At 37.5% G+C, this 13,568-nt stretch carries 14 protein-coding genes; 10 read left to right on the top strand and 4 right to left on the bottom strand.

What is annotated here, in order from left to right; genetic code table 11:
- From Q0252_RS10400 to serS, 10 genes are all read left to right on the top strand, one after another.
- The coding region (locus Q0252_RS10400; RefSeq protein WP_297985987.1) for a peptidylprolyl isomerase at positions 1–1,585 on the top strand (1,585 nt) is incomplete at its 5' end.
- 130 nt (positions 1,586–1,715) lie between these two features.
- Positions 1,716–2,666, top strand: a complete 951-nt coding sequence (locus Q0252_RS10395; RefSeq protein ID WP_297985990.1) for an MlaD family protein — start codon at positions 1,716–1,718, stop codon at positions 2,664–2,666.
- Positions 2,667–2,680: 14 nt separating this feature from the next.
- Positions 2,681–4,009 carry a (Fe-S)-binding protein gene (locus Q0252_RS10390; RefSeq protein ID WP_297985984.1) on the top strand — a complete coding sequence of 443 codons (1,329 nt, stop codon included), beginning with the start codon at positions 2,681–2,683 and terminating at the stop codon, positions 4,007–4,009.
- Between the two features lie 78 nt (positions 4,010–4,087).
- Positions 4,088–4,873: a (Fe-S)-binding protein gene (locus tag Q0252_RS10385; RefSeq protein ID WP_297985982.1), complete on the top strand. Its 786-nt coding sequence runs from the start codon at positions 4,088–4,090 to the stop codon at positions 4,871–4,873.
- A 70-nt stretch (positions 4,874–4,943) separates the two neighbouring features.
- Complete coding sequence (locus Q0252_RS10380) at positions 4,944–5,435, top strand: hypothetical protein (RefSeq protein WP_297985980.1); 492 nt, start codon at positions 4,944–4,946, stop codon at positions 5,433–5,435.
- Positions 5,436–5,524: 89 nt separating this feature from the next.
- Positions 5,525–6,340, top strand: coding sequence for an FkbM family methyltransferase (locus tag Q0252_RS10375; RefSeq protein ID WP_297985978.1), 816 nt, complete (start codon positions 5,525–5,527; stop codon positions 6,338–6,340).
- Between the two features lie 40 nt (positions 6,341–6,380).
- Positions 6,381–7,508 carry a glycosyltransferase gene (locus Q0252_RS10370; protein ID WP_297985976.1) on the top strand — a complete coding sequence of 376 codons (1,128 nt, stop codon included), beginning with the start codon at positions 6,381–6,383 and terminating at the stop codon, positions 7,506–7,508.
- Complete coding sequence (locus Q0252_RS10365; RefSeq protein ID WP_297985974.1) at positions 7,505–8,752, top strand: oligosaccharide flippase family protein; 1,248 nt, start codon at positions 7,505–7,507, stop codon at positions 8,750–8,752. Before Q0252_RS10370 ends, Q0252_RS10365 begins: the two co-directional genes overlap by 4 nt.
- A 14-nt stretch (positions 8,753–8,766) precedes the next feature.
- Positions 8,767–9,267, top strand: a complete 501-nt coding sequence (locus Q0252_RS10360; protein ID WP_297985972.1) for a hypothetical protein — start codon at positions 8,767–8,769, stop codon at positions 9,265–9,267.
- A gap of 76 nt (positions 9,268–9,343) precedes the next feature.
- Positions 9,344–10,615: a serine--tRNA ligase gene (gene serS, locus Q0252_RS10355; RefSeq protein WP_297985970.1), complete on the top strand. Its 1,272-nt coding sequence runs from the start codon at positions 9,344–9,346 to the stop codon at positions 10,613–10,615.
- Between the two features lie 69 nt (positions 10,616–10,684).
- On the opposite strand, the gene Q0252_RS10350 is transcribed toward serS, so the two are convergent.
- The 4 genes from Q0252_RS10350 to Q0252_RS10335 all read right to left on the bottom strand — a co-directional run bounded on the left by Q0252_RS10350 (position 10,685) and on the right by Q0252_RS10335 (position 13,565).
- Positions 10,685–11,473, bottom strand: a complete 789-nt coding sequence (locus Q0252_RS10350) for a hypothetical protein (protein ID WP_297985968.1) — start codon at positions 11,471–11,473, stop codon at positions 10,685–10,687.
- Between the two features lie 94 nt (positions 11,474–11,567).
- A complete protein-coding gene (locus Q0252_RS10345) occupies positions 11,568–12,347 on the bottom strand; it encodes a hypothetical protein (protein WP_297985966.1) in 780 nt (259 codons plus the stop codon).
- Positions 12,348–12,378: 31 nt separating this feature from the next.
- A complete protein-coding gene (locus Q0252_RS10340; protein WP_297985964.1) occupies positions 12,379–13,122 on the bottom strand; it encodes a sulfite exporter TauE/SafE family protein in 744 nt (247 codons plus the stop codon).
- Positions 13,113–13,565 (bottom strand): FixH family protein, encoded by a 453-nt coding sequence (locus tag Q0252_RS10335; RefSeq protein ID WP_297985963.1) that lies wholly within the window; start codon positions 13,563–13,565, stop codon positions 13,113–13,115. Before Q0252_RS10335 ends, Q0252_RS10340 begins: the two co-directional genes overlap by 10 nt.
- Between the last annotated feature and the right edge of the window lie 3 nt (positions 13,566–13,568).

Genomic DNA, 13,568 nt, shown 5'->3' with positions numbered 1-13,568 from the left:
TAAACAAAGAGATCAAATTGCAGACATCGATTTCGTAAAAGTTGATTATATAGATTATACAAAGAAAAATCCTATTAAGGTTACAACTGAAGATATTGCTGCCTATATTAAAGAACATCCAATTACTTTCAAGACGGATGCAAGCAGAAATTTAGGTGTTGTTCTTTTCCCGGCGAAAGCTTCTGCAGCGGACGAAGCAGCAGCGCAGAAAGAAATGACAAAACTTTTCTCTCAGGGAACTGATGCAAGTAACGGTACTGAAAACTTCCAGAACACTCAAAACGACTCCATGTTCGTAACATTGAATTCTGATTTGCCGTTTAACCCAAGTTATTTCAGCGCGAACCAACTTCCACAAACAGTTCAGGGTCAAATTGCTTCTGCAAGAGTTGGACAAACTTTTGGTCCTTACAAAGAACAAAATTATTTGGTAGTATCTAAATTGTTGGATAAGAAAACATCGGATTCTACTTTGTCAAAACATATTTTGATTGCATATAAAGGAGCAGAGCGTTCTACAGCAACAAGAACTAAGGAGGAAGCAAAAGCTTTGGCTGAAAAAATCTTAGCGGAAGTAAAAGCAAATCCCGCAAAATTTGCTGAAGATTTGAAGCAGTCTGACGAACCAAATGCTGTTGAAAGAAACGGTTCTGTGGGTTGGACAACTCCGGAATCTCCTTTCGCACCAGGTTATTTGGCTTTCTTGGCTAACAATGCTAAAGGTTCAACAGGTCTTGCTGAAACCAACTTTGGTTACCATATCATCAATATTGAAGATAAGAAAGCTGGAGCAATGACGTATAAAGTGGCTAATCTTGTGAAAACCATCAAACCTTCTGATGCTACTGAAGCTGAAGTGGATAAAAATGCAAGAAGATTTATCCAGCAAGTACAGGGTAAATCTTTCAACGATTTTGCTAACGTTGCCAAAAAAGGAAACTTTCAGTTCTCTAACCCAACCTCTGTTAAATTATTTGACGGAGTAATCCAGGGGTTAGGAACAGATAAAGATCAGGAAATTATCAACTGGGCTTTTGATAAGAAAAGAAAAAAAGGAGATACCGAATTCTTCACCAACGAAGGAACAGGAGACAGAATTGTTGTTATCCTAAACGGGAAACAGGAGAAAGGAACAGCAGATCCGGAATCTGTAAGATCTCAGATTGAACCTCTTGTTCTTAATAAATTGGCAGGAAAGAAAATTGCTGAAAAAATTGCAGCTTCTAAAGCAACAAGCTTGGATCAAATTGCAAAAGCTTTCGGTACTACAAAATCTTCTGCACAGGTTAACATTCTGAATCCTGCAGTTGGAGGAGCAATGGAACCTAAAGTTGCAGGTGCTGCTTTCGGTGTTGCGAAAGGAAAACTTTCAAATCCTGTTGAAGGAATGACGGGAGTTTACGTTTTAGTGAAAAAATCTGAAACGGTGAACAAACAACCTGGAGATATTAAGCAAATTACTCAGGCAATTGCTTCGCAAAACGCGCAGTCTTTCGGACAGCAGTTTATGAAGAGCTTGCAGGATAATGCTGACATCGACGATTACAGAGCTGAAGTTTGGAACAAGACTTCGCAGCAACAGTAAAAGTTTAGAATATAAAAATATGAAAGCGGCATTATCTTTGCCGCTTTTTTTAATGCTTTGAAACAGCCCCTCGAAAAGCATTATAATTAAAATATGCCTATATTTGCCTATACAAAAAATTACGGAAAACGTGACGATATCTAAAGAAATAAAAGCAGGAGCCATCGCAATTTTGGCGATTGTAGGATTTATGCTTCTTTTTCAGTTTATGAAAGGGAAGAGTTTATTCACCACAGATAATATTTTTTACGCTAAATACGATAATGTTGAAGGTTTGGAACAGTCCAGTGCGGTTTCTATTAACGGTCTTAAAGTAGGACAGGTTGATGAAATTAAACCGATTACAGACAAAAGCGGAAAAATCCATTTCGTAGTAAAAGTTACCATTGATGATGAATTTGAATTTTCAAAAAAATCTACCCTCGAAATCTTCGAACCCGGTTTAATGTCTGCAAAACAGGTTAAGGTAAATTTAGCTTACGGGCAGCCATTGGCTAAAGACGGAGATACATTGTCTGGAGCGTTCAGCCTTTCGATGATGAATAATATTTCATCACAGGTTGGTCCTGTAAAAGACCAGCTTCAGGTTGTTTTGAAAAGAGTTGATTCCTTAATGGTGAATGCAAGCGCAATTACAGATGCACAAAACCAAGCACAAATTCGTGCTTTATTGGCGAGTTTGAACAGAACGGTTACTTCTTTCGAAACAACTTCACAGCAAACCAACGCGCTTTTGGCGAACAACGATCCGAGAGTTCAGAAAATGTTGGATAATGCTAATTTAGCAACAATAAGTGCAAGAACAGCGATCGACAAATACGGAAGAGTTGCAGACGCAGTAGATGTTCAAAAACTCAATAACACCATCGATAAATTAAGCGTTACCGCAGACAAATTGAACGGTGTTATTGGAGGCATACAAAATGGAGAAGGAAGTCTTGGTAAACTCACGAAAGATGAGCAACTTTACAACAATCTTACTACCGCCTCAGATAATCTCAATAAATTAATTGAAGATATGAAGGCCAACCCGAAACGTTACATCAACTTCTCGGTTTTCGGTAAGAACAATAAAGACTAAAACCATTTTCTAACATGCAGTATATAGACAATATTCTCTTTTTCTTTGCTCTTGTCCTTGGTTTCGGACTGTTTTTTAAAAGTCTGAAGGAAATCTACAGAAACATCAAACTCGGGAAAGAAATCAACCGTTCCGATAACAAACCCGAAAGATGGAAAACCATGGCAAAAGTTGCTTTGGGGCAGAGTAAAATGACCAAAAGGCCAATCGCGGGAATACTTCACATTTTTGTATATGTTGGCTTTGTAATTATCAATCTTGAATTGATTGAAATCGTTGTAGACGGACTCTTCGGAACCCACCGTTTCCTGGCTTCAGTTTTTGGTGAAAGTTTGTACGGCGCATTTACTGCAACACTCGAAATTTTAGCATTGTTGGTGGTTATCGCAGTAGTGATTTTCTTTATCCGAAGAAATTTCTACGGCGTGAAGCGTTTAACTATGAAAGAATTATTCGGTTGGCCAAAACACGACGCGAACTGGATTTTGGTGATTGAATTTCTTTTGATGATGGCTTTCTTGAACATGAATGCTGCAGATTATGTGCTTCAAACAAGAAATCTTCTTCCTGAACACGGCAGTTTCCCAATCAGTGCACACCTTCAGGCTCCAATTATTGCCAATTTCAGCGATGGAATGGTGCATTTTACCGAAAGAGCTTCGTGGTGGTTCCACATTTTGGGGATTCTTTTCTTCATGAATTATCTGTACTGGTCGAAACACCTTCATATAATTTTAGCGTTCCCGAATACTTGGTTTGCGAATCTTCAGCCAAAAGGAAAATTCAATAATCTGGATTCTGTTACCAAGGAAATTAAACTGATGATGGATCCCAATGCAGATCCATACGCAGCAGCTCCGGAAGCAGATCCAAACGCAGTTCCTGAAAAATTTGGAGCAAGTGATATTTTCGATTTGAATCAGGTTCAGTTACTTAATGCATATTCATGTACAGAGTGTGGTAGATGTACTTCGGTTTGTCCTGCAAATCTTACTGGGAAACAGCTTTCTCCGCGTAAAATTATGATGGATACGAGAGACCGTATTGAAGAAGTAGGGAAAAACATCAATAAAAATGGAAAATTTGTGGACGACGGCAAAAAATTGTTGGATGACCATATTCAGAGAGAAGAACTTCGTGCTTGTACAACGTGTAACGCATGTGTAGAAGCTTGCCCGGTTTTGATTGATCCGCTTTCAATTATTGTGGAAATGCGCAGATTTATGGTCATGGAAGAATCTTCTGCACCACAGGAATGGAATCTGATGATGACCAATATCGAAAACAACGGAGCGCCTTGGCAATACAATCAAGCAGACCGTTTGAAATGGGCTTCGGAATAATATAACAATGTATCAATGTGAAAATGTAACAATTATTTTTTCGCAGAATTGTTAAACTATTAAATGGTAAATTAAAACATGGAATTCACTATAAAAACAATGGCAGATTATGCTGCCGAAGGAAAATCACCAGAAGTACTTTTTTGGGTTGGCTGCGCCGGAAGTTTTGACGACAGAGCCAAAAAGATCACCAAAGCTTTTGCTTCAATTTTAAATAAAATCGGGGTAGAATTTGCAGTTCTGGGTCCTGAAGAATCTTGCACAGGAGATCCCGCAAAACGCGCCGGAAACGAATTTGTTTTCCAGATGATGGCTTTAACGAATATCGAAATCCTGAACGCTTACGAAGTAAAGAAAATCGTTACCGCTTGTCCACACTGTTTCAATACGTTGAAAAATGAATATTCAAGTTTAGGCGGACAATACGAAGTAATGCATCATACTCAGTTCCTGAAACAACTCATGGAAGAAGGAAGATTGAAAATTGAAGGCGGAAGTTTCAAAGGCAAGAAAATTACCTTCCACGATCCTTGTTATTTAGGAAGAGGAAATAACGAATACGAAGCACCACGCGAATTGCTTTCGAAACTGGATGCGGAACTGGTAGAAATGAAACGTTGCAAAACCAACGGTTTATGTTGTGGAGCTGGAGGTGCGCAAATGTTTAAGGAGCCTGAAAAAGGCAACAAAGACATCAACATCGAAAGAACAGAAGAAGCTTTGGCTGAAAAACCGAGCATTATTGCAACAGGTTGCCCTTTCTGTAATACGATGATGACCGACGGTGTAAAACACTTCAATAAAAACACCGAAGTTGCCGTTAAAGATATTGTAGAGCTTTTGGCGGAAGCGGAGGATTTATAATTTAAGTTGGAAGTAGGATGTCCGATGCTTGATGACACCCAACATCCATCATCAAACACCCAGCAATTTTATGAAAATTGAAGAATCAACCATAGTAGAAACCAACGATTACAGGGTTATTATTTATCCTGCATCGAGACCATTTACAGCTGTAGAAAGCAAGAAAATTACAGAAAAATTGTTTGATTTTCTTTCAACTTGGGCTGCACACGGAAAACCGCTTTCTTCATCATTTAAGATTGAAAAAAATCAGTTTTTGGTGATTTGTGTGGATGAAGAAAAAGAAGCTGCTTCCGGATGTTCTATTGATGCTTTGGGAACGGTAATCCGAGAGTTGGATAACGAATTCAACTTTGGATTTTTCGACCGAATGAAAGCAAGTTATGTAGAAAACGGCGAAGTAAAAACCATGAAACTGCAGGATTTCAGAACCGGTTTGAAAAACGGAGAAATTTCTCACGAAATAGAAGTTTTTGATTTCTCTAAAAACACTTACGTTGCTTTCCTTTCTGATTTTCTTTTACCATTAAAAAGAAGTTGGGCCGGAATTTATGTAGATTAAATTATTCTTAAAAAATATTGAACCCTTTCAGAGATAAAAAGCTGAAAGGGTTTTTCTTTTTTTTGGTAATATTGTAATACCTAGAAATTATGACCGCTCCCATTACCAAAATTTTAAAGCTTTTATTAAAAAAGACATTTCTCAGTAATCATTATTTTGCTGTACATCAATATTTTATTTCTAAACTTAGTGGCCTGCATTCTATCAATCGAAGAATAAGATACAGAAACAGCATCTTGCTGGATGTCAACTTGGGCGACTGGATCCAGCAGCAAGTCTACTTCCTTGGCGATTATGAAAGGGAAGAAATCGATTATTTGTGTCAAAACCTAAGGCCGGGAAATACTTTTATCGATATTGGCGCAAATATCGGTCTTTACACGCTAAATGCAGCGGAAATCGTTGGAGAAAACGGAAAAGTTTTTGCTTTCGAAGCTTTTCCTGCAAACTTCGACAAACTCCAGCACCATCTTAAGCTGAACAACTTTATGAATGTTACCGCGGAAAACCTTGCGATTAGCAGCGAAAGATGTTTTCTGGAAATCTATTACGACAAACAATTCAATAATTCCGGGATGGCTTCCGCTTATTTAAAGAATACGTCTTTAAAACAAGAGGTGCAGGCCACGAGTTTGGACGAATATGTGCAGGAAAAAAAGATTTCCGCAATACATTTCATTAAAATCGATATTGAAGGTGGAGAATACAATGCAGTTGTCGGAATGCAGAATGTTCTAAAGCGTTTCAAACCTACACTTCTGGTGGAGGTAAATCCGGAAACACTCGCAAAATCGGGAAAAGGGGAAGGGGATTTAATAGATTTGCTCTCTTCTCTCCACTATGACAAAAAAATTGTTCTAAGCCGGAACGAAAGTTCCTACAATGCAATTTTTCTACCCGGATAAAATCTTTAATTTTTAATAAATTTGATGTAAGTTTACATTTATGTCCCACAAAATTCTGTTTATTTCATCATGGTTTCCCACGGAGGAGAACCCAACCAACGGAAATTTTGTACAAAGACATGCAGAAGCTGCTTCCACATTGCAAGAGGTGGAAATTCTTCATGCAGCCGGTGTAAATAATATCGAGGACGATTACTTTTTTGATGACCAAACCATCAATGGTGTAAGGACTTTAAAGGTTTATTACAAAAATTCCCCTATTCGCTTTTTAAATTTTTTCAATAGGTGGAAGGCTTATAGCAAGGGCTTCCAAAAAATGCAGAAGCCGGATTTGGTGCACGCCAGTGTAATGCAAAATCCTTTGCTGTATGTGGTTTGGCTGAAGTTGAGGTATGGGATTCCATACGTGGTGAGCGAACATTGGTCTGCATTTCTTCACACGAACCAAAAAAAAAATTCGCCGGCGCAGTTGTTGGTTGCAAGGATTGTAGCTTTTTTTGCATCCTATGTTTTGCCGGTGAGCGAAACCTTAAAGTCCGGACTGGAAAAAAAAGGATTCAAAAATAATTTTCATGTTGTTGGAAATGTGGTAGATACAGATTTGTTTTCTGCAAAAAATGAAAAAGCAAAGGAACCGTTTGTGTTTTTACATGTCTCTAATTTGGTGACACTTAAAAATGCCAATAAAATTATTGAGGCAGCCAACAGGTTAAGGAAAGATTTTCGAAATTTTGAACTTCATATTGGTGGCGATGGAGATCTGTCGGAGTTGAATGCTCTTATATATCATCTAAAAGCTGCGGATTTTATCAAGACATTTGGATATATCAATCAGGCAGAAGTTTCAGAGAAGATGAGAAAAAGTGATTTTTTCATCCTTTTTTCGGACTACGAAACCTTCTCGTGTGTTGCTTTAGAGGCACTTTCGTCGGGAACACCTGTAATTGCAACGCCTGTTGGTGTAATTCCCGAGGTTTTAAATCATGTGAACGGCATTGTGGTTAATCATTCGGAAGAGGCGCTTTACGAAGCCATGAAAACTACCTTAATTAGGGAGAAAGAATTTGCTGCCCCCGAAATTATGCACCAGTTTGTCGAGAATCATTTTTCCAAGGGCGTGATTGCTGAAAAATTCAGCAAGATTTATCATCATGTTTTATCGAAATGAGTACTTTGTCTGCCTTTATCAAAGACTTTTACCGAAACGATGGCTTTTGGGTTTTTGGGTCGTTTTTTGTGCAGAAATTATTGGCATTTGCTACAACTTTGGTCATCGTACACTTCCTGTCTAAGGACGAATTCGGACTCCTGAGTATCGTTCCAGCGGTTTTTACCATGTTTGCTCCGTTTACGGGGTTTGGTTTTCCTGTTACACTTCTGCGGTATGGTTCTCTGCTTAAGGGCAAAGAACAAAAGGACAGCTTTTCTAATACGGTCTTCAGGGAGGGATTTTATTTTCAAATTTTACTCTCTGCACTTTTTTTATTGGTCAGTGTTTTCTTTGTGGAAAAGTACCAGGATATCTTCATCATTTTTGTCGCCTTCGCTGTAAGATTGTTCGGGTCCTTATTGATGTCGCATATTCCGGTGGTTTACAGGATTAATTTTGAAAACCGTAAGTTTTCTGTATTCAACATTTTTCTTGCAGTCATTGGCTTTGTTCTGGCTGTGCTGGGAAGTTATTTTTGGGGATTTTATGGCTATTTGTCTGCAATGGCAATACACCCCTTTTTCTCCCTTTTTTGGTACAGTAAGAAATTTTTTAAATTTAAAGCTCATTTTTATTTTTTCAATAAAAATGAGCTTTATAGATTTTCCCTTTATTCTGCCATTACCAATTTTGGTTCTGAGCTGTTGTTTGCCGCAGACATTTTATTGCTGAGCTATTTCCTTACAGAAAGTTCGGTCGCGCTATATAAAGTTGCAATTTTGCTACCATCGAATGTTGTTTTTATCGCACAAAGTTTTTTGCAGAGCGATTATCCTAAGATATCTGTCCAAAGCAAGAATTATCAATATCTCAGAAACTATATCGTGCAGTTTTATAAAATCTTCGTTCCTGTTTGCGTTTTAATTTTCACCATTACTGTCGTTTTTAGAAATCAGATCATCAGTGTTTTATTTGGAGGCCAGTATCTTAATGCGGTTCCAATGTTTGTGGTTTTAACGGCTTCTTTTCTTATCAGTATGTTACTCCGAATCCTCTTTGGCAACTTGCTTTCTGCCATCGGAAAAATGAATTTGGTTACCTATGCCACGCTAATTTCCGTAGTTGTATTGGTTTTATTGTCTTTTTTTCTAGTCCCAAAATTTGCCGAAACAGGAATGGTTTACAGCATGAGTTTGGCATTAACGTTTTGTGGGGTAGCCTTAGCGTTTTTGTTTTTTAGAGAACTCAATAAATTGAAATAATTTATCTTTACACCATGAATGCCAAAAATCTCATACTCTCCTTCTTAGTTATTGCAACGGCATTGCTTGCATGTAGAAGTGATGATGAGGGTCTGCAGAAGATTGACCAGATTTTACAGCTTTATGTAAGGAACACCTCGGGACAGGACCTGCTGAATCCCAAAATCTCAGGCTCCTACCAATCCTTAACTTTAACCGACATTGGCGGTTTATACGACCAGTCTTCTATTTCTGGATATGCATTAAAGAAAGATGCAGACACGGTAACATATTTGGAATATAAAGCCGGCGCGACACGTTATCTTTTGGATTCTACAAACCCCGATTATAAAAGATACAGAAGCGATATGCAGGCGAATTATATTACTTCATCCAACGATACCATTCAGGATACTATTTCTGTAGTTTACGAATGGACACCACAGGTTTTTCAAATTCAGTCGGTATTGTACAACAAAGCAACTGTTTTTACGAAAACCGAAGGCGCTTCCAACATCGTTAAAATCGTAAAATAATCCCTAAATTTGCAATCTTGAATGCGCATTTTGATTTTTTTGGAATGCAGCATCAAAATTTATAAACAACACAACAATGTTACAGGTTAATTTTTTGCGCGAAAACAAAGAACGCGTTTTGGAAGGTTTAGCTAAAAGAAATTTTAAGCTGACCAATTTGGTAGATGAAGCTATTGCAACCGATGACGAAAGAAAGAAAATCCAGTTCGAACTGGACGGAAATCTTGCGGAGATGAACAAAATTTCCAAAGAAATCGGTCTTTTGATGAAAGAAGGTAAAAAAGAGGAAGCAGAATTGGCAAAAGCAAAAACCGCTGAATTCAAAGAAAATTCGCAAAACCTGCAACAACAGTTGAAAGATTCCGAAGCTCAACTTCAGGAAATTTTGTACCAAATCCCAAATATTCCGTACGAAAAAGTTGTTGCGGGAGTTGGGGCGGATGATAATGAAATCGTTTACCAATCTCATGAAGTTCACGGTTTAGGTGCAGGAAATATTCCGCACTGGGAACTGGCGAAAAAATATAATTTAATTGATTTTGAACTGGGCGTAAAAATTGCCGGCGCCGGTTTTCCTGTTTATTTAGGAAAGGGAGCACGTTTGCAAAGAGCTTTGGTTCAATATTTCCTTGATAAAAATACCGATGCAGGTTATCTGGAAGTTAATCCGCCACATGTTGTGAACGAGGCTTCAGGTTATGGAACAGGACAGCTTCCTGATAAAGAAGGGCAAATGTATTTCGTGAATGAAGATAATTTGTATTTAATTCCAACTGCGGAGGTTCCGGTAACAAATATTTACCGTGATACTTTACTGGAAGAAAAAGAACTGCCAATTAAAAATACAGCATTTTCGCAATGTTACAGAAGAGAAGCGGGAAGTTACGGCGCTCATGTTCGTGGTTTGAACCGTCTTCATCAGTTCGAAAAAGTAGAAATTGTAAGAATTGAAAAACCTGAAAATTCTTATGCTGCTTTGGAAGAAATGGTAGAACACGTGAAATCTATTTTGGTAGATTTAGAACTGCCTTTCAGAATTTTGAGATTGTGTGGTGGCGATATGGGTTTCACTTCAGCGATGACTTACGATTTTGAGGTTTGGAGCGCAGCACAGGAAAAATGGCTGGAAGTTTCTTCAGTTTCCAATTTTGAAACTTTTCAGGCAAACCGTTTGAAATGCCGTTACAAAGCCGGAGATGCTAAAGCACAGCTGGTTCATACATTGAACGGTTCGGCAATGGCGCTTCCAAGAATTATGGCTGCATTGTTGGAGAATAATCAAACAGCGGAAGGAATTAAATTGCCTAAAAAAGTAGCGGAGTATGCAAGATTTGAAGTTATCAACTAAACTTCAAATTGATTTAAATAAAGAACCCTTTCAATTTTGAAAGGGTTTTGTTTTATATGGAAACTGTGTCTATTCAGTAGTAATCACAATTTTTTTGTCCTTATTTTTCAGCTCTTTTCCGCCGTCCAACAAATCGTGGGTTCTTACGTTAATCTGTATCGTTTTATCATCAATTTGTTTCACAAAATCGTGTTTTCCAACGATGGTTTTAATGGGTCTTTGGAATTTCAACGTGTTGGAAAAATTCATGTTGAACATGCGCATCATTCCCACCATTCCGCTCATCATATCTCTTCCGTAAGCTTCAATGGAATCGCTTTTGGTTTTAGGTGCGGTTTTGCTTTTTTCCTTGCTTCCTTTTTCCATCTCAGAAAGAAATTCTCCCATGTTGAATTTTTCGGTATCAATCGTCAAAGATTTTCCGTTCCATTGTCCAAAGTTCTGCAAAGGTATATTTTTCAGTTGCTTGCTTTGTGTTAAAATGCTTACAATTTCTTTAGGCTGAAGTTTATCGTATTTCAAAGACAAACCAAGAACTTCGCCGTCTTTTTTATTCAGCTTCATGAACATTTTCTTCAAGACTTTAACCGAATCCTGATTCAAGGTAATTAAACCGTCTTTCTGAATGTCATAAAGGCTTTTCCAGTCTGTAGAAAGTTTACCTAAATCTGGTGTTGCTGAACTTTTTGCGCTTTCACTCATCATATTCATCATTCCCATTGCGCTTTTGTCCATAAGTACATTAGATTCCATACTGGTAGCGGAATCTTTAAAGTAGGTAGTTTCTGTGTTAATGGAGCAGGACTGCATCATAACCAATGCTGCTGCGGAAACCCATAAACCAAATTTTTTAATCATTTTTTTTTAATGTTTTTAGTCATCGGTTAGATTCAAAACTGATACCAAAGTTAATTTTAAAATAAAAAAACCGTTGAAAATCAACGGTTTAAATTTATTCGGTAACGATAACGATTTTTTCGTCTTTGTTGAGGAGTTTTTTATCATCATCTACCAAATCTGCGGAAGACAAACTCAGTTTTATGGTATGGTCGTCAACCTGCTGAACCCAATCGTGTTTTCCGGTAACAGATTTTATTTTGTTTTCGAATTTCAGGATGCTTGTAATTTTCATGTTCATCATTTTCATCATCATTTTGGTTTGTTCTGCTTTTTCCTTTATTTCTTCTTTGGTAAGATTGATGTCTTCTTCTTCTGGAGCAGCTTCCATCAGCTTTTCCAAATTCGAAAGATTGAAGTCTTTAGTATTAATAGTGAGTTTTTTTCCGTCCCAATCTTTATAGTTATTGGTATTAACCGGGAGTTTTTTATCGGACGGAGCTTTTTCCAAAAATTCGTAGTCGCTTTTTGTAAAATGATCTAATTTCATAGACATTCCTGCAACTTCTCCATCGACAAAGTTAGATTTCAAGAACATTTTTTTCATTATTCTAATGGAATCGGGATTTTTAACCTTAACTCCGTCTTTCAGCCGCATATCATATAAGCTTGTCCAGACTTTTGGTAGCTTTTCCAGATCCTCAAGCTTTTTGTCCTCATTTTGTAAAGAATCCGGAAACATGCTTTTGGCAAACTGCATCGCCTCTTTAAAATCGAAATCTATTTGTGTGGAAGAGGCTGCATCTTTGTGGAGCGTTGTTTCGGAATACATGCTACAGCTTTGAAGCGTAGTTAATACAGCAATTCCGACAAAAAGTAAATATTTTTTCATCATCTTTTAATTTATTGAAATAACTATAGAAAAATTAATGACACGTTGCGTGATTTCCTTCGCGATGTTCATTGGAATTATTATGAATGATTTTAAGCGATTCTTTCTTTGGAGAAATGTAAGGGATACCGATTTCCATTCCTCTTAGAATAAATAATCCACCCAAAATAATCATCATTACCGGAACAAATTTCAAGACTTTAATGCGAAATGCTGATGTCATCAAATTACCAAGAAGAACTACGAGAAACATAAAAGGCAGCGTTCCCAATCCGAAAAGTGCCATGAAAGCTGCGCTTTGCCAAATTCCACCTGAAGCTAAACTTGCTGTTAAAGCCATGTAAACCATTCCGCAAGGTAGAAATCCGTTCAAAATTCCTGTGGTAAATCTCGATCTGTAATCTGCTTTTTGAAGAAGAGTTCCGAGATTCATTTTTACTTTCAACAAAAACTTGGAAAGGAAAGGAATTTTTGAAGCGAAATCTTTTCCTCCAAATGAAAACAAAGCCATTACAATTAAAAGAATCCCGACAATAATCGTTAAATATTGTTGGAAACCTGCCATTTCAAAACCTTCGCCGATAATTCCGAGTAAAGCTCCAAGTAACGCATACGTGAAAATCCTACCAAACTGATAGGTGAGATTCTGCAGGTAATAATTGGTTGCCTGTTTTTTGGTTAAACCCATAGAAAGCGCAATGGGGCCGCACATCCCGATACAGTGGAATCCGGAGGCGAAACCTAAACCAAGCGCTGAAATAATGAGTGCTATTTCCATAAAACGTCGTAATCGATTTGATACGGTTTATTGTTTTGTTTCCATTTCACTTTTAACGTGTAAGAACCCGGAAAAATTACCTTTTTAGGAATTAAAACTGCGTTTTCAGTATCAAGAATAAGGTCTTTTTTTACATCAAGATTAGAATCATCCGTTCTGAAAAGCGTAATATTTACTTTTTTCTGATCCGGTATAGCAGATGGAAATTTTATTTTTATTCCTTCAGGAAGCTGTGCATATTCCGGTTTTACTGTTAACTGTGCTGCGTTGTTTTTGGCATCAATAATATCCTGATAAGCCAGTTCGTCTTCATAATAATGTTCGGACACCAGTTCGGAGTTTTGCTTTCCGTTCGGGAAAATAAAAATCATGAAAAGAATAAACGCTATAAAGGTTCCCAAGGCAAGGATAATCCCGTGTCCCCAGCTGAAATTTTTAAACATATT

Origin of the sequence: uncultured Chryseobacterium sp. (genome assembly GCF_936933875.1) — a bacterium.
Taxonomy (GTDB): Bacteria; Bacteroidota; Bacteroidia; order Flavobacteriales; family Weeksellaceae; genus CAKZIK01.
This window is presented reverse-complemented; position numbering and strand designations above follow the sequence as displayed.